The organism is Dyella sp. (assembly GCF_035508675.1).
Lineage (GTDB): Bacteria > Pseudomonadota > Gammaproteobacteria > Xanthomonadales > Rhodanobacteraceae > Dyella_B.
Window position 1 is genome coordinate 35,040 of record NZ_DATJMN010000008.1, and the last position, 18,728, is coordinate 53,767.

The window sequence follows — 18,728 nt, forward strand, 5'->3', positions numbered from 1 at the left end:
TGTTTTCCATGCAAATAACTGCTAACGGACGACCGCCTTACCGTTATCGAGTACCCGGTTAAAATGTGATGTACATCACATCAACCAAACAGGGGCAGCCGACTGTTTATGTCACTTTCGTCCCCTCCGATTCACCGGCCGAGTACCTGGCGGTTATCGATGGGATGACGAACGCAGGCCGAACAGGATCAACAGCACCGCACCTACCGTGATGCCGCAATCGGCCACGTTGAACGTGGGGTAGTACCAGTCGCGGTAATAAACCTGGATGAAGTCGGTGACCTGCGAGGCGTGCAGGCGGTCGATCAAGTTGCCTAGTGCGCCGCCGATCACCAGCGACAGCGGCAAGGCGGTGCGCCACTCGCGTCGCGCCGTGCGCATCAGCCACACCACCAGCGCCACGGTGATCGCCACCGCCAGCACCACGAAAAACCAGCGCTGCCAGCCGCTACCCTGCGCGAGAAAGCTGAAGGCGGCGCCGGTGTTGAAGGCGAGCGTCCAGTTGAGGAAGCCGGGAATAACCGGATGCGGCAGGCCCGGCGGCTGCAATGCCGAGAGTGCCCACCACTTGGTGAGCTGGTCGAGGGCGATCAGCAAGGCGGAGAGCAGGAGCCAGGGGAGTGCGTTGGGTTTGGGGTGCATGGATGTTCTCAGGAATCACATGGCAATGCGGGATCTTGCCCCCTCCCCTGCGTGCAGGGGAGGGTTGGGGTGGGGTGCGAGCGCAGCGAGCGGCCGGGGCCGTACGTCGCAGCCATCGTTATCAGAACCATGACGAGATTCAATTGCACGCTAAAGCACAAGCAACCCCACCCCAGCCCTCCCCTACTATCGCAGGGGAGGGAGTTGGTTCGCGGCGGATTTAGAACCAACGCCGATCCTCGCCCGGCCCTTCCACATTGCCCACGCAACGCCCGCAGATTTCCGGATGCTCCGGATGACTGCCGACGTCATCGCGGCGATGCCAGCAGCGGATGCATTTGGGCGCCAGCGTCACCGCCGCCCTCACCCATGCCGTCTTGCCGTCGACATCCGCCACATTGACCTGCGCACTCTCACCGTCTTGACCAACCAGGGGGTCTACCTTGGATGCCGCCTGCAGCTTCACATCTGACGTGATGAAGAAAAAGCGCAACTCATCCGCCATCGCCGTGTAGCGCTGGATCAGCTCGGGGTCGGCATGAAGGGTCAGCTCCGCCTCCAGCGCCGCACCGAGCTTCTCGTTCTTGCGCATTTCTTCCAGCACGCGCGAGGCGGTATCGCGAATCGCCAGCAGCTCGGACCAGTAGCGGCGCTGCGCAGGAGAACCCGGCGTATTCGCCAGGCCGTCGTACCAGGTTTCGAACAACACGCTTTCGCCGCGCTCACCCGGCATGTGCTGCCAGATTTCTTCCGCGGTGAAGGACAGCACCGGCGCCAGCCAGCGCACCATTGCCTCCAGGATGCGATACATCGCGCTCTGCGCACTGCGCCGGCCATGGCTGTCGGTCGGCATGGTGTAGAGGCGATCTTTGGTGATATCCAGATACAACGCCCCCATCTCGGTGGTGCAGAAGTTCTGCACGCGCTGCACGATTTCGGGGAAGTCGTAGCGCTCGTACGCGGCGATCACCGTTTGTTGCATTTCATGCGCCTGGCCGATCGCCCATTGGTCGAGCAGCAGGCTTTGTTCCACCGGCACCATGTGCCTGGCCGGATCGAAACCATCCAGATTGCCGAGCAGGAAGCGCGCGGTGTTGCGGATACGGCGATACATATCCGACACGCGCTTGAGGATTTCCTCCGACAAGGACATCTCGTAGCGGTAATCGGTGGACGCCACCCACAGGCGCAGGATATCCGCGCCCATGCGGTTCATGATGTCCTGCGGCTCGATGCCGTTGCCCAGCGACTTGGACATCTTGCGGCCCTGCGCGTCGACGCTGAAGCCGTGCGTCAGCAACTGCTTGTACGGCGGCTTGCCGTCGAGCATGGACGCGGTGAGCAGCGAAGAATGGAACCAGCCGCGATGCTGGTCCGAGCCTTCCAGGTAAAGATCGGCCGGAAACGCCTGCACGTCGGCATGCGAGCCACGCAGCACATGCCAATGCGTGGTGCCGGAATCGAACCACACGTCCAGCGTGTCGCGATTCTTTTCGTAATGCTCGGCATCGGCGCCCAGTAGTTCGGCCGGATCGAGCATCTGCCAGGCTTCGATGCCGCCTTGCTCGACGCGCTTGGCGACTTCTTCCAGCAATTCCGGCGTACGCGGGTGCAGCTCGCCGGTTTCGCGATGGACGAAGAAGGCCATCGGCACGCCCCACTGACGCTGGCGCGACAAGGTCCAGTCGGGGCGGTCGGCAATCATGCTGTGCAGGCGCTGCTTGCCCCAGGCCGGGAAGAACTGCGTGGCTTCGACGCCTTCCAGCGCCACTTCGCGCAGCGTCTTGCCGCCGTCCTTGGGGGTGATGTCCATGCCCGCGAACCACTGCGAAGTGGCGCGATAGATGATCGGTGTCTTGTGGCGCCAGCAGTGCATGTAGCTGTGCGCGTACTTGTGTTGGTGCAGCAGCGAGCCGGCCTGATCCAGCGCTTCGACGATCTTCGGATTGGCCTTCCACAGGAACATGCCGCCGAACAGCGGCAGCCAGGAGGCATAGACACCGTTGCCCATCACCGGATTGAGGATGTCGGCATCCTTCATGCCGTGCGCCTTGCACGACTGGAAGTCTTCCACGCCGTAAGCCGGCGAAGAGTGCACGACGCCGGTGCCGGTATCCAAGGTGACATAGTCGCCGAAGTAGACCGGCGACAGGCGCGCATAACCCGGATCGACTGCGTACAGCGGATGGCGGAACTTCAAATCGCCCAATGACTGACCTGGCACGGAGGCGATGATTTGGCCATCCAGGCCATACGTCTTCAGGCATTCCTCCACACGCTCGGTGGCGAGAATCAGCAAGCCCTTGGCCGTGTCGACCAGGCTGTAGCTGAATTCCGGATGCAGGTTGAGCGCCTGGTTGGCGGGTATGGTCCAGGGCGTGGTGGTCCAGATCACGATCTGGCCGTTGGGCTTGGGCAGTTTTTCCAGGCCGAACGCTTTGGCGACGGCCGCCGGATCGTCGAACACGAAACCGACGTCGATCGCGATGTCGACCTTGTCCTCGTATTCCACTTCCGCTTCGGCCAGCGCCGAGCCGCAATCGAAGCACCAGTTCACCGGCTTCAAGCCGCGATAGATGTAGCCTTTACGCAGCAGCTCGGCCAGCGCGCGGATTTCACCGGCCTCGTTCTGCGGCGCCATGGTGAGATAAGGACGATCCCACTCGCCCAGCACGCCCAGGCGCTTGAAGTCGGACTTCTGCTTGTCGATCTGCGCGTTGGCGTAGGCACGCGCCTTGGCCATCACGTCGAGCGTGGGCAATTCCTTGCCGAATTGTTTTTCGATCTGGATTTCGATCGGCATGCCGTGGCAATCCCAGCCCGGCACGTACGGCGCGTGGAAGCCGGCGAGCAGCTTGGACTTCACCACTACGTCTTTCAGGATCTTGTTGATCGCGTGACCCAGATGGATCGCGCCGTTGGCATATGGCGGGCCATCATGCAGCACGAACAGCGGACGGCCCTTGGCCTTTTCCTGAATCTGCGCGTAGCGATCCGCCTTTTCCCATTCGGCCAGCCAGCCCGGCTCGCGCTTGGGCAGGTCGCCGCGCATCGGGAAGGTGGTCTGTGGCAGGTTGATGGTGCTTTTGTAGTCCTGGGTCATCGTTCGGGCGCCGTGTTTACGGTGGTTCCGCTTCGATGCCCTGGGGGAACCGAAGCCTCGGTGCTTGCCGCGCGCGGCGGCAAGCGCACGCGCTTCGGCGAGAGCTCGTCAAATAATAATGATCGCTGTGGTGGCTACGGCGGGCATGGTGCTCATGATGTGGCCTGGTTCGCGTCGATCAACGCCGGGTTCATCCCAAGGATCTCCCGAGCGGAACGCGCATCATGCCGCATTTGCTCCTTCAATGCGTCCAGTCCGTCGAATTTCATCTCGTCGCGCAGCTTGGCGACGAACTCCACCGCCATGCGCTGGCCGTAGAGATCACCCTCGAAATCGAACAGGTGCACTTCCAGCAGGGGCTCGGCCACTTCGTTGACGGTGGGCCGCACACCCAGGCTGGCCACGCCCGGCCAGCTGCATTCGCCCTCGCCCAGGCCCACGCGCACGGCGAAAATGCCGTCTACCGGGGTGACACGCTCGCGCAAGTGAATGTTGGCCGTGGGGAAGCCCAGATCGCGGCCGAGCTGGTTGCCGTATTCCACCTTGCCCTCGATCACGAACGGCCGGCCCAGCAGCGGTGCGGCGGCGCCGAAATTGCCGGCCGCAAGCAGCGCCCTCACCCGGCTGGCCGAGACGCGCTCGCCGTCCAGCAGCACGGCCGGCATGGTGTGTGCAGCGAAGCCGCGCGCCTTGCCGATGCGTTCCAGCATGGCGACATCGCCGGCGCGCTTGTGGCCGAAGCGGAAATCCGCGCCTACCCACACCTCGCGCACGTTGAGCCGGTCGATCAGCACGCGCTGGATGAAATCTTCCGGCGACATCGCCGTCAACGCCTGGTTGAAGCGCAGCAGCAGCGTGTGCGCCATACCCGCGGCGGCAAAACCCAGCAGCTTCTCGCGCACGCTGGACAAGCGCGGTACCGGCTCCTTGGAGAAGAAAGCACGCGGCAGCGGTTCGAAACTCACCACGATCGGCATGCAGCCGAGCGCCTGCGCACGCTGGCGCACTTCGCTGAGCAAGGCTTGATGGCCGCGATGCAGGCCATCGAAAGCGCCGACCGCAACCACACTGCCGCCGGGGGCCAGGCACGGCCCCGCGACGTCCCGGGACAGTTTCATCATCCGCCCAGTATAGCGTTCACTCATGATGCAAATCGCGTAAACGAAAGCCAGCGGCGAACAGCGCCGCGACGTAAGTCGCACCGCCGCCACCGACCAGCACCGCCAATCGCCAGACGCGCCCGATCACCTGCAACTGCGTCCAGTCCGGCCAATACCAGCGACCCAGCAACAACACCAGCACCATCGCCGCACAAGCCAGCGCCAGCCGCGTCAGGTGGTGTCCCCAGCCGGGTTGTCGCTGATAGATGGCCGCCCGTCGCAGCCAGCGCCACAGCAATGCCAGGTTGATATAGCTGGCCACCGCACTGGCCATACCCAACGCCAGATGCAAACCCGGCACCTTCGACAGACCCTCCAGCAACGGCCCGGCCTTCAACGCAGGCGGCGCCCAATGCGCATACAACGCCAGCAGAAACACGCCATTGAGCAGCATGTTGGAAAGCAGCGACGCGACGCCGGCGCGCACCGGCGTATGCGTGTCCTTGCGCGCATAGAACGCCGGCAACAGCACCTTCACCAGCGCGTAGGCCGGCACGCCGAAACTCAGCGCTGTCACCGACAGCGTGGTCATGCGCGTATCGAACGGCCGGAACTGCCCGTTCTGGAACAGCGTGGCGACCAGTGGCTGGGCCAGCAGCATCAATCCGAACATCGCCGGCACCGCAATCAGCAGGGTGGTGCGCAGGCCCCAATCGAGCGCCTTGGAAAAACCTTCGTGATCGGTCGCCACGTGGTGGCGCGACAGCGAAGGCAGGATCACCGTGCCCAGCGCCACGCCGAACACGCCCAGCGGCAATTCCAGAAACCGATCGGCTTGCGACAGCCAGGTCTGCGAACCGGAAATCAGCAGCGAGGCGATTACCGTGTCGAACAAGAGATTGATCTGCGATACCGACGAGCCGAACAAGGTCGGCACCATCTGCTGCATGATCCGCCGCACCGGCGGGTGGTTCCAGCCCCAGCGCGGCCAGGTCAGCAGGTCGAGGCTGCGCAACGCGGGGAGCTGAAACAACAGCTGCAACGCACCCGCGGCAAGCACCGCCCAGCCCAGCGCCAGGATGGGCGTCTGCATGCGCCGCGACAACCACCATGCGCCGGCGATCATGCACAGGTTGAGAATCACCGGCGTCAGCGCCGGCAAGCCGAACCGATGGAAGCTGTTGAGCGCGCCGCCCGCCAACGCGGTCAGCGAGACGAACAACAGGAACGGAAACGTAAGCCGCAGCAACTCCACCGTAAGCGTGAACTTGTATGGCTCGTCCACCGCACCCGGCGTGAATACCGTCGCGACCTGCGGTGCGAACAATACGCACAGCGCCGCCACCACCAGCAGCACGCCACCCAAGGTGCCGGCCACGCGTGACATCAGCTCCTTCAGTTCGGCGTGCGTGCCCTTCTCCTTCACTTCCGTGAAGACCGGCACGAAGGCGGTGGAGAACGCCCCCTCTGCGAACATGCGGCGCATGAAGTTGGGAATGCGGAACGCCACCCAGAACGCATCGGTGGCGAGGTTGGCGCCGAACACGTGGCTGATCGAGATATCCCTGAGCAGCCCCAACACACGCGAAACCATGGTCATGCTGCTGAAGGAAAGCAGCCCGCGTAACATGCTGGGGGATTTCATGCGGGGGAGCGGCTCCTGAGTCAAGCGGTGCGTAGTTTGGCAGTAGTGCACGGGCCGCGAAAACGCGTCACACTCTCCCTGCGGAAAGGGGACCAAGGCGGAAACCCTAACCACTTGACCTATCGGCAAATTGACGCCATAATTGCCGCCTTTTTCCAGCCCTAATATTCATTCCGGAGTTCTACCTTGGCCAACATCAAGTCCGCGAAGAAGCGCGCGCGCCAGTCCGAGCAGCGCCGCCTGCGCAACGTCAGCGCCCGTTCCATGGTTCGCAGCGCCCTGCGCAAAGTCGTCAAGGCCATCGAGGCCAAGGACAAGGCAGGTGCCGTAGCGGCTTTCGCCGTGGCCCAGCCGGTGATGGATCGCTACGCCGCCCGCGGCCTGATCCACAAGAACAAGGCCGCCCGCCACAAGAGCCGCCTGAATGCCAAGATCCACGAGCTGGCCTAAGCGCTAGTGGCATACGGGTTGGCGAAAAAGCCGGCGGAGACGCCGGCTTTTTTGTGCCTGGGATTTAGCCCCGCCTCCGAGTCCGCCTAGATCAGCTCCCTCCCCTGCGATAGTAGGGGAGGGCCGGGGGGGGGTTGCTTGGGCTTTAGCGTGCAGCCGAATACCGCCATGAGGTCTCTGATCGCAACAAACACGCCGCAGCGACGTCAGGCTCCTGCCGCTCGCTGCGCTCGCACCCCACGTAGCCCTCCCCTACTATCGCAGGGAAGGGAACAGCTCCTGGCGAGTGTGAGGCCGCACTGCTAAATGGGTGCCATCTACCTGCACGCTAGCGGCTAGAACGAAGCGAGCTGCGCCTTCATCGCCCGCACCTCATCCAAGCTGCTCTGCTCGATATCCGGCGCTAGGTCCTTCAGCGCCGGATTGAGATAGCGCATGGAAGACTTCACCACCATCCGCGCCGAGCCATGAAACTCGTGCGCTCCAGTCAACCGCGCCACTTCGGCCAGGTTGCCGGAGCGAATGCCTGCCCCGGCCATGATCCTGATCCGATCGCCGGCCTGCTTGACCAGGCCAGCAATGACCTGCGCACCAGCCAACGCGGTCGCACATCCCCCCGAGGTGAGCACACGCTCGCAGCCCAGCGCCATGATGTCGTCCAATGCACGGCCCAGATCCGCACTGGCATCGATCGCGCGGTGGAAGGTCACACCCAGCCGGCCGGCGGCGCGCACCAGTTCGCGGCAACGCAAATCGACATGGCCATCCGCATCGAGCGCACCGATCACCACGCCGTCAAAACCCAGACTGACGCAGGTTTCGATATCACGCCGCATCATCTCGAAGTCGGCTTCGTCGTACAGGAAATCACCTGCGCGCGGCCGCACCAGCACATACACGGGAATGCGCACCCGCTCTCGTACGACGGCCAACATGCCGCATGAGGGCGTGATCCCGCCTTCGGCCAAGCTACTGCACAGCTCGACGCGATCCGCGCCACCTTCCTGCGCAGCCACGGCGGAAGCCAGCGAACCGGCGGCAATTTCAAGCAAGGGTTGTTGGGACATCAGCTGTAGGTGGTCTGGTAGAGGCTGGGCGATGCCAGCAGGCGATCTTGTTGCTGCTTGTCGCAGACGGCATAAGTGAAGCCCTTCTGGATGGCGTACGCGCCGCACTCGCCATCGCGCCGCAAGGCGAGGAAGCCGACCTGCATATCCTTCGTCGCCTCCGGGCGTTTTTTCACGATACGGCGCACGGCCTCCTCGCAGGCCTCCTGCGGGCTGCGTCCCTGGCGCATCAATTCCACCACCAGGAAGCTGCCGGCGTTGCGGATCACTTCCTCGCCCACGCCAGTGGACGTGGCGCCGCCCACCTCGTTGTCGACATACAGACCCGCACCGATGATCGGGCTGTCGCCCACGCGGCCGTGCATCTTCCACGCCATCCCGCTCGTCGTGCAGGCGCCGGCAAGACGGCCGTTGGCATCCACGGCCAGCATGCCGATGGTGTCGTGATTGTTCTTGCCGCCAGGCATGCCGAGGTTCTGCAGGCTGCGGTGGTAATCAATGTTCTCGCTGTTGGCCACCGGCGTGTACTTGGCCTGCTTCAGCCATCCATGCCAGGCCTTTTCGGATTCGGGCGTAAGCAGATGTTCTTTCTTGAAGCCCTGCTGCAAGGCGAATTCCAGCGCGCCGTCGGCCACCAGCAGCACATGCGGCGTGTTTTCCATCACCTTGCGCGCCACCTGGATAGGGTGGCCGATATGTTCGATCGCCGCCACCGCGCCACAACTGCCATCGCCGTCCATGATGCTGGCATCCAGTGTCACGTGGCCGTCCCGATCGGGATAACCCGCGCGACCGACGCTGTGATTGTGCAGATCCGATTCGGGCACCATTACGCCTTTTTCCACGGCATCCAGTGGCCTGCCGCCCTTGCCCAGCACCGCCCAGGCGGCCTGGTTGGCCGGTATGCCGAAATCCCAAGTGGAGACGACGCGTGCGCCGACGTTGCCGGGGACGGAGCCCGCGAGCGTGGCGGCGCTGCGCGAGAGTTTGGGCAACGCCAGGGCGGATGTTGCGAGCAGGGTGGTCTTCAAGAAATTACGGCGATCGGTCATGGGCATCTCCTGGTGTAGCAGAGCTGGATGATGACGGATAAGCCGCCTGTGCGCACGGGCGTAGGTTGGGGTGAGCGCATGCGAACCGCCAACATGGCGGTGATGTCGTGCATGGCGGTGTTGGGGTTCGCGTGCGCTCACCCCAACCTACATCTGGCAAGCACCGGTGACGTGGCGCCAGGCCCAATCCCAAGCGATGCGCTCCTGCTCCAAGCGCACCTGGCGATACTCGCCTTCGCGCAGTGCGTGGTAGAGAAGCTGCTCAGCATCGTTGAGGTTGGGTAGCATGACGGCCGCATGCTGTGCCTCCTCCCTGCCCCACAACACCTTGAAGGCGAGCAACGTCGACTCGTCCATCATCAAGGAACGTGTCTGCGGAAGGTATGCACGCAAACGATTGAGAATGGCCAAGCCATGCGTGTCGATATCACCCCAGTAAAACACTGGTAGCGCCGTCAGCCACGGAAGTTTCGCCAGGGCCTCCACGGCGTAACCGCGACGCATGAATACCACCGTGCCGGGCAGCGCTTCGCAGGCAAGGCCGGTGACGAGATTTTCGACGATCAACACGCGCTGGGCTGGCAGATTCAAATCCACGAACTCGCCGGCTGGCGCTTCGATATCGGATAGCCCGCCAAGCTGCGCACTGAGCTGCTTGTCGAGCAAACGCATGCGCAGACGATCGGGCGCGGCGCGCAAACCAGTGACGGTGAAGAAATCACCGGTAGCGGACATGCCGCGCAACGCGGCGACCCAGCAAGCAACCACGGCACGCCGCGATTCCACCCATTTGCTGTCGATGCCGGGAACCGGCAGCTGGCGCGGATAGAGATGCGCGCAAGGATGCTCGCGCAACCAGATCACCACCTTGCACAGACGCTTGAACTCCGCATCACTGAAGTCAGCCAGCACATCGAAATGACGCGACAGTTCCATTCGCCACGATTCGCTGCTTGCCCATGTCGCCAGCTCATCGAAGCGCCGCTTCGCCTGTGACCAGCGCACTGCTTGCCCAAGCTCTGCCGCGGCGGCGTCAGGACTGTCGAACTGCCAAGCACAGGGGACATGCTGTTCGCCGACGCGCGGCCAAATGCGTGTTTCATAACGCACCACACCGCGACTTGCATGCGAAACCTCACGCCACTGCGCCAGCCAGCGATCGAAGCGCGTCCAATCCGCCAGCACGTCCGCCTCCGTCGGCGGCTCGGTGCCGAACGGCAATGGCCACTCGCCCTGCCCCAGCAACCAGTTGCGCCGCTGGTTCTTCCAGCGGGCTTCCAGCCGCTTGCGCAGTTCCTCAGGCGTCCGCATCGGCCTGCGCCTGGCGCGCTTTCTCCGGCAACGCCAGTCGCTTGTTGTTGTCGTCGTATTCGATCAGCAGCACGCCCGAATCATGGCGGCCGGTGATGTCGACGAAGCACGCGCCGCCGATGAACGGCTCCAGCGTCATCACCGATTTCAGTGGCGTGGCCACCACCATCTGGAAGCCGAAGTTCTCGAAGATGTTCATCGCCAACGCGGTGAACTCGTTGTCGGCTTTGTCGAAGGCTTCGTCCAGCACCACCGGCGCATAGCGCGGCAGGTGGCCGTCGTCACCGCCGAGCTGGTAGCGCAATGCCGCGGCAAGACAAGTCGTCGCCAGCTTCTGCCGCTGGCCGCCGGACTTGCCGGCACCGCTGCGATACACCTCGACCGTGTCCAGCGTATTGGCATCTTTCTCCACGCCAACGAATTCCACGTGCTGGCGCACATCCAGTACATGTTCGCGCCAACGCTTGTGCTCTGGATCGTCGGCGGCCAGCTTTGCCACCAGCTGGCGCAGCACCGCGAACTGGGCTTCGGCACGCTCGCGGTCTTCGGTCTGGTGATGCGACAACACATCACGCAACTGCAGCTGGAATTCCTTCACTTCCGGCAGGCCGCGATCGGTCAGCTCGATCTGCAGGATGGTGCCGCGGTTGAACGGCACGCGCTCCAGGCTTTCGTTCACCTCGTCCATGCGCTGACCGATCGACTTGCGCGCCTCGGTCATGTGTTTCTGCAGCACCAGCAGGTTCTGCTTGCTCTGGCTTTGCAACAGCTCGAAGAAGCGTGCTTCGTGCTTGGGCAGGCCGTCCAGTTCCAGACGACGCAAACGAGAAAGAAAGCCTTCCACCGAATCCATATTCGGCGTGAAATCGGCACTGTCCTGCGGCCACTTGCGGCAGAAGCTGCGGAAGCATTCCTCGATGTCCTGGACCAAGGCGTTGTCGCGCGCGGCATGCTCGGCGAGCGCGTCATTCAAGCCGTCTTTTACCTGGTTGATCTGGCGATCGAGATTGTCCAGCGTGAGCGGGGCATGCTCCGGCAAGCGCGCGGCCAGTGCCACCGACTGTGCCGACGAAAGCGACATGGCATTCGCCAACTGCAAACAGGATTCGCGTCGCCTGCTGGCATCGTTGCGATCGCGGCCCAGCGAAAGGCGCTCGGCGGCCGCATCTTCTAAGGTCTTGGCGGCACGAGCGCGCGCAATCCGTTCATTGTCGAGCTGCTGCATGATCTGCTGCAGCGTGGCGTCACCGGCGCGCAATTGCTTGAGCTGGTCTTCGATATCGCCCAGACGGCGCAGCTTGGGTGCGACGTCGATCTCTTCCCATTCCAGGTTGGCCAGCGCGGCGGCGGCGAGCCGGCGGTCGCCATCGGCGTCACGCTCGGCCTTCAGCTTGTCCAGTGCGGCGGCGCTTTGCGCGATGGCCTGCGCCAGCTCCTGCCCTTCCCGCTCGAACAAGCCAAGCTTGTCGCGGTTGTCGAAGCCGAGTACCCAGTTGCGGCGATCGTCCACCGCGCGGCGGTCGTCTTTCTCGTAGCGGTCGCCGGGATGTTTCACCTGCCCTTCGCGGGTCAGCGCGCGCTCGGCGTGGCGCAAGGCGGCGGCCGAATCCACGCAGGTGTAATCGAAGCGCCGCGCCAACTCATGGGAAAGCCAGTCGCGGTGTGCGTGGTCGCGAATGTCCAAACGATGCACCAGCGAACGGGATTCCAGCGTGCGGCTGCCAAACGCATCGGCACGACCCACGCGGTAATACACCAGCTTGCCGCCCAGGTGCGTCTTGTTGACCCAGGCGGAGACTTCCGCGTACTGGCGCTCATCCACCAGCAGCGACAGCGCAAAGCCATGCAGCACGCGCTCGATGGCGCCACGCCATGCCGCATGCTCGGTCTTGACCTGCAGCAGCTCGCCTACGAATGGCAAGCTGTTTTCGGACCAGCCCAGCTCGCTGCACAAGCGTGCGCGCATCGCCTGGATCGGCGCCGGGATATTGGACGGATTGCGCTTGAGCGCATCGATTTCCGCGCGTACGGTGGTAAAGCGCTGACTGGCTTGATCACGCTCGCGCTTGAGCGCGTCCATCTGTTCTTCCAGGGCCGCGGCACGATCGCGCGCGCCATCCAGCAACTCGCGCGAGCGGCCGACGATCTCGGCGAAGCCTTGCGCGGTGGAAGGTATGCTCCAACTCAATTCGTCGCAGGCTTTTTCCGCTTTGTCGCGGCGCTTCATGCGCTCGTCGCGCTCGCGGGAAACCTGTTCGTGTTCGCGTTCGAGCTGATCGATCAGATCGCCGCCTTGTTCGCGGCGCTGCTGTTCCAGATCGGCCAGGCGGCGGTCATGGTTCTCCAGCGTTTGCCGGCGCTGCGCGATTTCGCCTTCCAGGGCCTTGTCGCGCACCTGCAGTTCGGCCAGTTTTTCATCCAGCAGCACCAGGCGACGCTGCTCGCGCCAGGTGTCCACGCACAGATGCAATTCACGCAGGTTGCTGATGTCACGGCGCAGCGTCAAAAGCGTTTCGTGTGCCGTGCGTGCAGGCACCAGCGTATCGACCTGTTCGCGTGCGATCACCACCGCCTTGTGCGCGGCATCCAGTTCGCCAAAATCGGTGACCAGGCGACTGGCGGCACCGAAGGTTTCCGGCTCGTCCAGCATGAAGCCGCGCAGGAAGGAATTGAGATCGCCCAGGTTCTTGGCCGACTGCGTCTTGTGCAGTAGCTTCAGCGCCATCTCGTTCTGGATGCCGAGCAGGCGCCGGAAGCGTTCGGCGTAACCGGCGAAGGTATCGAAGTGATGCACGTCATCGCCGAGGCGCGCCTTGAGCCTGCGCAAATCCAGATCGAAGCCTTGCAGTTCGGTCGCGACATCGAACGCGCGCTCGCACACCATGTAGTGCTTCTTTACGTCCGCCGAGGCCGAACTGTTGCCGGCCACCCAGAACAGGCGGATCAGGCTTACCGTTTCATCCTGTGCATTGCGGTATTCCAGCACCAGCGCGGACCAGGTGCTGCCCTTGCGCAGATACTGCGTGGCGATTTCGCCGGATTCGCCATCGTGCTGATCGGCCCAGGCGCCGCGCACGTAGGAAACCAGGCTGCGGTCGCGGCCACTGCGTTCGGCTTCGCGTGCGGCGGCGTTAAAGTCGACCAGATTGGGCGGCACCAGCAAGGCCGACATCGCGTCGAGCAGCGTGGACTTGCCGGAACCGGAACGGCCCACGAACAGAAAACCACGTTCGGCGATGGGAATGTCGACCAAGCCGCTGAAGGTGCCCCAGTTGAGCACCTGCAGGCGGCGCATGCGGAACTGTTCGTCGCGCGGATCAGGCAGGTCAGACACAAACAAGGACGGCGTCGTGTCCTGTTTTGCCGGCTTGCGCACGGCCTTGGGCTTAGCGCTCATTCGCGCCCTCCTCCATGTTCTCGTCGGCTTCGCGCAACTGGCGATAGATCTGCGCCAGCGATTGCACGTCCTCGGCCGAGAACAACAACTTCAAGGCCGGCGACACTTCGTAGCGATCCTCGCTGCCACGCAGTTTTTCCAGCACGTGGTTTTCCTTCATCTTGGCGATCGACGCGGCCACGCGCTTGTTGAAGCCGGCGCGGTCGGTGGAAAGATTCTTCTCATACACGGACAAGGCGTCGACCAGCACGCTTTCTTCCACGACGGCGCGATGGCCTTGCGCATCCGCTTCGGCCAATTGCTGGCGCAGATACAGCAGCAGCACCGAATCGATGAAAGTGAGTGGTGACGAACGCAGTAGCACCGGCGTCTCCAGCTCGCCTGTGTCGGCCTGGCGGGTAAAGGCCACGCCCGCGTCGCGGTCGATCACCAGCTCCAGAAACAAATCGTTGAGACGCGCGCGCAGTTGTGCTTCGAAACGCAACACCGCAGGCCATAACTGGCTATGCCGCCCTGCGTCGATGCTCGGCCCGCTCAACAGTTGGCAAAGCGCGCGGCGCGCATCCAGCGGCAGCGTGCCGGTGTCGCCGTCGAACAGGCTATCGTTGCGAGCTGGCTTGGGCTCCGGCTCGATGGCAATGGGTTCGTCTTCAAGCAAGTTCATGACGTTTCTCTTTCAGAAACCACACCAAAGGAATGCGCGCGTGGCGCCATTGGCCATCGCCGCCTTTCCAGCTCACCGCCTCGTGCTGATCTTTGGCCAGCACGCCGTGCCGCGTCGCCAGCGAGAGGTAGCCCACCACGCTGCCGAGGCCCTGCTCGGCGGGGCGGCGGTCCAGCACCTGGCCGATGGAAAGCTGGGCGTGGTCGGCCAGCAGTTCGTGCAAGTCGCGACGCAGGCTGCGGAAGTCGATTTCCGATTGCGCGACCAGTTCGCCCACGCTATCCAGTGAAATCGCCGCGCCCTCGCTGCGTACGATGCTGCCGTCCACCTGGGTGTTGCGGGGATCGTGCAGGCGCCATTGCGAGAGCGAGCGCAGGCGGCTGGTGGTGAGCTGCAGCGTATATGGCGTGCGTTGGCGCACGCTGACCGAATCGCGCAGTTGCAGGGCTTCGGCTTGCGCCTGTTTCAGCAATTGGTTCAAGCGGCGCTGTTCCAGATAGCCACGGCTTTGCACGAAGCCGCGCAGGCTGCGCGCGAATTGCTGCAATACCTCGTGCACGTGGCCGCCACGCTCCAGCATCACGCCGGTGAGGCCGCGCAGGAATTGGCGTTCGTGCCGTTGCAGCTTTTTGGCGAAGCCCCGCGACAGTACGCTTTCCAGCGCAGCATCAAGCTGTGCGCTTTGTTCTACATCGTTGAGCAGCGCCCAGAACGCGTTGAAGCTACGGCCGGCCTCGCTTTCGGCGATCACGTCGACGCCTTCGAACAGGCGGTCGAGCACGTCGCCGCGCTCGCCTTCGTCGTCGATGATGCGTTCGCGGAATTCGCGGTTGAGATGTTCGAAGTCCTCGCGCACGCGGCGGAAGTCTTCGGCCAGTTCGTCGGCCAGCTGGATCACTTCGCGTGCGCGTTCCAGCGCGCGCTTGCCATCCAGGGCGGCGACTTTGCCGGTGCTGACGCGCGCAATCTCCGCATCCAGGCGGTCGCGTTCCGCATACAGCGCTTGCAGGCGTGCGGTGGGATCGGTTTCGGTCTGCTCGGCCAGGCGCACCAGTTGCTGGATCACCAGCGACAGGCGGCTTTCAGTGGCGGCGAGGCGCGGCGTATCCAGGCTGCTGACGAAGCGGATCGCCTGCGCGGTTTGCGCGGAGAGTTCGTATTCCTCTTCACTAGCGCCTTCGGGCAGGCGGCGCTCCAGGAAGCCTTTCGCCAGCCAGTCCGCCACGTAGGCCTGCGCGGTGCGGGGCAGCTCGCGCGGCAGGTCGGAGGTGTTGATGGCGTCGAGATGATGCTGCAGGCGCTCGAACAGGATGGAGGCGCTGAGCTTGCGCTCGCCATCCAGCAGCAGGGTTTGCAGCAGGCCGATGATTTCGGGAGCGTGATCGGCGGCAAGCAGGCGCCAGAGTGGCTCTTCGCGCAGCCGCCGATAGGTGGCGATGCGGGCTTGGAGTTTCATTGTTCTTTCTCCCTCTCCGCTGCGGGGAGAGGGCCGGGGTGAGGGGCCACGCTCGCCATAGACTCCATCATCGGCTTGTTATTTTGCTGCTCTTCCAAAGAACCGTATCTATAACGTTTACCGCAAGGTTCGCCCTTCACCCCAGCCCTCCCCCGGAGGGGAGAGGGAGTAGCGCTCAAGACTCCCCGCGCAAGCGCACATCGCCAGGCAGCATATCAGTGCGCCCCTCGTGCGCCTGATGCTGCGCCTCGAAGAAGCGCTGCACTTGCTGGCATACGGCCATGGTGTTCTCGCGCGCAATGGCCGACACCAGGAACCACGGTTGCGTCCAGGCCAGGCGTTTGATGATGTCCTCGGCCACGGCCTGGCGCTCGTCTTGCGGCAGCACGTCCGCCTTGTTGAGCACCAGCCAGCGTGGGCGCTGCAGCAGTTCGGGGTCGAACTTCTCCAGTTCGTGCTCGATGGCGTGCACTTGCTCGACCACATCGGAACCGTCGATCGGCGCGATGTCCACGATCTGCAGCAGCAGCCGCGTGCGCGCCACGTGGCGCAGGAACTGGATACCAAGGCCAGCGCCTTCCGCGGCGCCTTCGATCAGACCGGGGATGTCGGCAATCACGAAGCTCTGGTCGGTGCCAAGGCTGACCACACCCAGATTCGGGTGCAAGGTGGTGAAGGGATAGTCGGCCACGCGCGGGGTGGCGGCGGAAACGGCGCGTATGAAGGTGGACTTGCCTGCATTGGGGAAACCAAGCAGGCCCACGTCCGCCAGCAGCTTCAGTTCCAGCTTCAGCTCGCGCACTTCGCCGGGCGTGCCCGGCGTGGACTTGCGCGGGGCGCGGTTTACCGAGCTCTTGAAGTGGATATTGCCCAGACCGCCCTTGCCGCCCTGCGCGACCAGCAAACGTTGGCCGTGTGCGGTGAGGTCGCCGATGATTTCGTCGGTGTCGACATTGGTGACGACGGTGCCGACCGGCACGCGGATCGTGGTGTCGTCACCGCCCTTGCCATACATGTCGCTGCCCATGCCGTTCTCGCCACGCTGCGCCTTGAAACTGCGCTGATGACGGAAATCGATCAGGGTGTTCAGGCCTTCGTCGGCCACCAGCCACACCGAACCGCCGGAACCGCCGTCGCCGCCGTTCGGGCCGCCGAACGGGATGAATTTTTCGCGACGGAAGCTGACGCAGCCGTTGCCGCCGTCTCCGGCGTGGACTTTGATGATCGCTTCGTCGACGAATTTCATGGGTTAAGTGCCGGGAATCGTAAGTGGGGAATCGTAAATCGTACGTTGGGGGTCGGCGTTAACGAGTGACGATTCCCGATTGACGATTTACGACCAAAAAACAAAAGCCCCGCCAAAGCGGGGCTTTCGCTGCATCATCAGGACCCATTAGCCCTTGATGACGTTGACATACCTGCGATTGTTCTCGCCGCGGACCTTGAACTCCACCTTACCGTCGACCAGCGCATACAGCGTGTGGTCACGGCCCAGGCCAACGCCGGTGCCGGGATGGAACTGGGTGCCGCGCTGGCGGACGATGATGTTGCCGGCCTCGATGGCCTGGCCGCCATAGATCTTCACGCCGAGGTATTTCGGGTTCGAATCGCGACCGTTGCGGGATGAACCTACGCCTTTTTTATGTGCCATGACTGATTACTCCAGAATTGGCGGATCAGGCGTTGATGCCCGTGATCTCGACTTCGGTGAAATGCTGACGATGTCCCTGCTGCTTCTTGTGGTGCTTGCGGCGGCGGAACTTGATGATGCGGACCTTGTCGGCGCGGCCATGCTTGCGCACGGTAGCGGAAACGGTGGCGCCGGAAACGGTCGGGGCACCGACGGTGATGGTCTCACCGGAACCGACCAGCAGCACCTGGTCGAAATTCACGCTGGCGCCTTCTTCGGCGTTCAGGAGCTCCACGCGCAGGACGTCGCCCTGCTGGACGCGGTATTGCTTGCCGCCGGTCTTGATGACTGCATAACTCATGGGAATGGCCCTTCTGTCGTTATTCTCTTGGGTTCGCCGCGTCCATTACGGGCGTAGCGAACTGCGGATTATAGCGACGCGGCCATTTACTGGTCAATCACTGACCAGACCCCTAGGGATGCTCTGTTTAATTCAGCGTAGGCCGCAGCGGCCCTGTGAGTTCGCAGGGCACAGGGCCATCGGTGAAGGCAGACTGGCTGTCCGTCGAGGCGATGGACCGAAGCTATGCGGACTCACAGGGTCGCTGCGGCTTGCGGTGGATTAAACAGAGCATCCCTAGCTCCCATGGCCGCCGCCGGTGGCGGGGCAGCGGCCGTCCGCGCCCAGCTTGCCCTGCTTCTGCAGGTCGGAAAACATGTCCGCGGTACGCTGCCGGCTCCATTGCTGGCCGCTCTGGGCCGCCTCGGCCAGGGTGGCTGGCATCTGGGCCACCAGTTTCTCGCCCAGCGGGGATTTGTAGAACTTGATCAGGCCCTCCACCTCGTCGGCGGTGAAATGGTGCTGATAGGCCGGGATCATGGCGGTGATCAGCTGCTCCGTCCCGGTCTTGTCGATATAGCTCTTCCAGTAGTCGGTCGGTACGCAGGGCAGTTGCTGCCCCATTACCTCGGCCATCTGCTCGTTCATGGCGGCGAACTGGCTGGACGCATTCATCGCCTGCATCAGTTCCCGCACCTGCGCCTCGGAGGGCTGGGCCGCCAGGGCGGGACCGGCCGCCAGCGCTGCGCACAACCCCAAGCCCGTCATCCACTTGCCAGCCATATACAGCCTCCGCTTCAAGCCACCCGGGAATGTAGCGGGCGAGCATAGTCGCCTGTCTGGCTGCTGCCTAGCCGGCCTGCTGACATAA

The 18,728-nt window shown here is 63.4% G+C and carries 15 protein-coding genes; 1 reads left to right on the forward strand and 14 read right to left on the reverse strand.

Annotated features, from left to right (window positions below; translation table 11 throughout):
* Nucleotides 1–153 precede the first annotated feature (153 nt).
* From lspA to murJ, 4 genes are all read right to left on the reverse strand, one after another.
* Complete coding sequence (gene lspA / locus VMA74_RS00445; RefSeq protein WP_325363702.1) at nucleotides 154–642, reverse strand: signal peptidase II; 489 nt, start codon at nucleotides 640–642, stop codon at nucleotides 154–156.
* 220 nt (nucleotides 643–862) lie between these two features.
* Nucleotides 863–3,745, reverse strand: coding sequence for an isoleucine--tRNA ligase (gene ileS / locus VMA74_RS00450; protein WP_325363704.1), 2,883 nt, complete (start codon nucleotides 3,743–3,745; stop codon nucleotides 863–865).
* A 152-nt stretch (nucleotides 3,746–3,897) separates the two neighbouring features.
* Nucleotides 3,898–4,866, reverse strand: coding sequence for a bifunctional riboflavin kinase/FAD synthetase (locus VMA74_RS00455; RefSeq protein ID WP_325363739.1), 969 nt, complete (start codon nucleotides 4,864–4,866; stop codon nucleotides 3,898–3,900).
* 16 nt (nucleotides 4,867–4,882) lie between these two features.
* Complete coding sequence (gene murJ, locus VMA74_RS00460) at nucleotides 4,883–6,475, reverse strand: murein biosynthesis integral membrane protein MurJ (RefSeq protein WP_325363741.1); 1,593 nt, start codon at nucleotides 6,473–6,475, stop codon at nucleotides 4,883–4,885.
* Nucleotides 6,476–6,676: 201 nt separating this feature from the next.
* Here murJ and rpsT point away from each other — a divergent pair, with 201 nt between their 5' ends.
* The gene (gene rpsT / locus VMA74_RS00465; RefSeq protein ID WP_325363706.1) at nucleotides 6,677–6,940 is read left to right on the forward strand and encodes a 30S ribosomal protein S20; all 264 of its coding nucleotides are present in this window, start codon (nucleotides 6,677–6,679) and stop codon (nucleotides 6,938–6,940) included.
* A gap of 335 nt (nucleotides 6,941–7,275) precedes the next feature.
* On the opposite strand, the gene VMA74_RS00470 is transcribed toward rpsT, so the two are convergent.
* From VMA74_RS00470 to VMA74_RS00515, 10 genes are all read right to left on the reverse strand, one after another.
* Complete coding sequence (locus VMA74_RS00470; RefSeq protein ID WP_325363708.1) at nucleotides 7,276–8,007, reverse strand: copper homeostasis protein CutC; 732 nt, start codon at nucleotides 8,005–8,007, stop codon at nucleotides 7,276–7,278.
* Nucleotides 8,007–9,059 (reverse strand): N(4)-(beta-N-acetylglucosaminyl)-L-asparaginase, encoded by a 1,053-nt coding sequence (locus tag VMA74_RS00475; protein ID WP_325363710.1) that lies wholly within the window; start codon nucleotides 9,057–9,059, stop codon nucleotides 8,007–8,009. The genes VMA74_RS00470 and VMA74_RS00475 overlap by 1 nt, the downstream gene beginning before the upstream one ends.
* A 147-nt stretch (nucleotides 9,060–9,206) precedes the next feature.
* Nucleotides 9,207–10,370: a Wadjet anti-phage system protein JetD domain-containing protein gene (locus tag VMA74_RS00480; protein WP_325363712.1), complete on the reverse strand. Its 1,164-nt coding sequence runs from the start codon at nucleotides 10,368–10,370 to the stop codon at nucleotides 9,207–9,209.
* Nucleotides 10,357–13,767, reverse strand: a complete 3,411-nt coding sequence (locus VMA74_RS00485; RefSeq protein ID WP_325363714.1) for an ATP-binding protein — start codon at nucleotides 13,765–13,767, stop codon at nucleotides 10,357–10,359. The genes VMA74_RS00480 and VMA74_RS00485 overlap by 14 nt, the downstream gene beginning before the upstream one ends.
* Nucleotides 13,757–14,431, reverse strand: a complete 675-nt coding sequence (locus VMA74_RS00490) for a DUF4194 domain-containing protein (RefSeq protein WP_325363716.1) — start codon at nucleotides 14,429–14,431, stop codon at nucleotides 13,757–13,759. Before VMA74_RS00490 ends, VMA74_RS00485 begins: the two co-directional genes overlap by 11 nt.
* Nucleotides 14,418–15,887 (reverse strand): DUF3375 domain-containing protein, encoded by a 1,470-nt coding sequence (locus VMA74_RS00495; RefSeq protein WP_325363718.1) that lies wholly within the window; start codon nucleotides 15,885–15,887, stop codon nucleotides 14,418–14,420. The genes VMA74_RS00490 and VMA74_RS00495 overlap by 14 nt, the downstream gene beginning before the upstream one ends.
* A gap of 175 nt (nucleotides 15,888–16,062) precedes the next feature.
* On the reverse strand, nucleotides 16,063–17,133 hold the full coding sequence (gene cgtA / locus VMA74_RS00500) for an Obg family GTPase CgtA (RefSeq protein WP_325363720.1): 1,071 nt from the start codon (nucleotides 17,131–17,133) through the stop codon (nucleotides 16,063–16,065).
* A 147-nt stretch (nucleotides 17,134–17,280) separates the two neighbouring features.
* Entirely contained in the window at nucleotides 17,281–17,538 is a 258-nt protein-coding gene (rpmA, locus tag VMA74_RS00505) for a 50S ribosomal protein L27 (protein ID WP_192674984.1), read from the reverse strand.
* 25 nt (nucleotides 17,539–17,563) lie between these two features.
* Entirely contained in the window at nucleotides 17,564–17,878 is a 315-nt protein-coding gene (rplU, locus tag VMA74_RS00510; protein WP_325363723.1) for a 50S ribosomal protein L21, read from the reverse strand.
* A gap of 276 nt (nucleotides 17,879–18,154) precedes the next feature.
* Nucleotides 18,155–18,640, reverse strand: coding sequence for a DUF2059 domain-containing protein (locus VMA74_RS00515; protein ID WP_325363725.1), 486 nt, complete (start codon nucleotides 18,638–18,640; stop codon nucleotides 18,155–18,157).
* Nucleotides 18,641–18,728: the final 88 nt, after the last annotated feature.

Bases quoted from the DNA above. Each gene is read 5' to 3' on its own strand.
- lspA (WP_325363702.1), bottom strand. From the start codon at position 642: ATGCACCCCAAACCCAACGCACTCCCCTGGCTCCTGCTCTCCGCCTTG.
- ileS (WP_325363704.1), bottom strand. From the start codon at position 3,745: ATGACCCAGGACTACAAAAGCACCATCAACCTGCCACAGACCACCTTC.
- VMA74_RS00455 (WP_325363739.1), bottom strand. From the start codon at position 4,866: ATGATGAAACTGTCCCGGGACGTCGCGGGGCCGTGCCTGGCCCCCGGC.
- murJ (WP_325363741.1), bottom strand. From the start codon at position 6,475: ATGTTACGCGGGCTGCTTTCCTTCAGCAGCATGACCATGGTTTCGCGT.
- VMA74_RS00470 (WP_325363708.1), bottom strand. From the start codon at position 8,007: ATGTCCCAACAACCCTTGCTTGAAATTGCCGCCGGTTCGCTGGCTTCC.
- VMA74_RS00475 (WP_325363710.1), bottom strand. From the start codon at position 9,059: ATGACCGATCGCCGTAATTTCTTGAAGACCACCCTGCTCGCAACATCC.
- VMA74_RS00480 (WP_325363712.1), bottom strand. From the start codon at position 10,370: ATGCGGACGCCTGAGGAACTGCGCAAGCGGCTGGAAGCCCGCTGGAAG.
- VMA74_RS00485 (WP_325363714.1), bottom strand. From the start codon at position 13,767: ATGAGCGCTAAGCCCAAGGCCGTGCGCAAGCCGGCAAAACAGGACACG.
- VMA74_RS00490 (WP_325363716.1), bottom strand. From the start codon at position 14,431: ATGAACTTGCTTGAAGACGAACCCATTGCCATCGAGCCGGAGCCCAAG.
- VMA74_RS00495 (WP_325363718.1), bottom strand. From the start codon at position 15,887: ATGAAACTCCAAGCCCGCATCGCCACCTATCGGCGGCTGCGCGAAGAG.
- cgtA (WP_325363720.1), bottom strand. From the start codon at position 17,133: ATGAAATTCGTCGACGAAGCGATCATCAAAGTCCACGCCGGAGACGGC.
- rpmA (WP_192674984.1), bottom strand. From the start codon at position 17,538: ATGGCACATAAAAAAGGCGTAGGTTCATCCCGCAACGGTCGCGATTCG.
- rplU (WP_325363723.1), bottom strand. From the start codon at position 17,878: ATGAGTTATGCAGTCATCAAGACCGGCGGCAAGCAATACCGCGTCCAG.
- VMA74_RS00515 (WP_325363725.1), bottom strand. From the start codon at position 18,640: ATGGCTGGCAAGTGGATGACGGGCTTGGGGTTGTGCGCAGCGCTGGCG.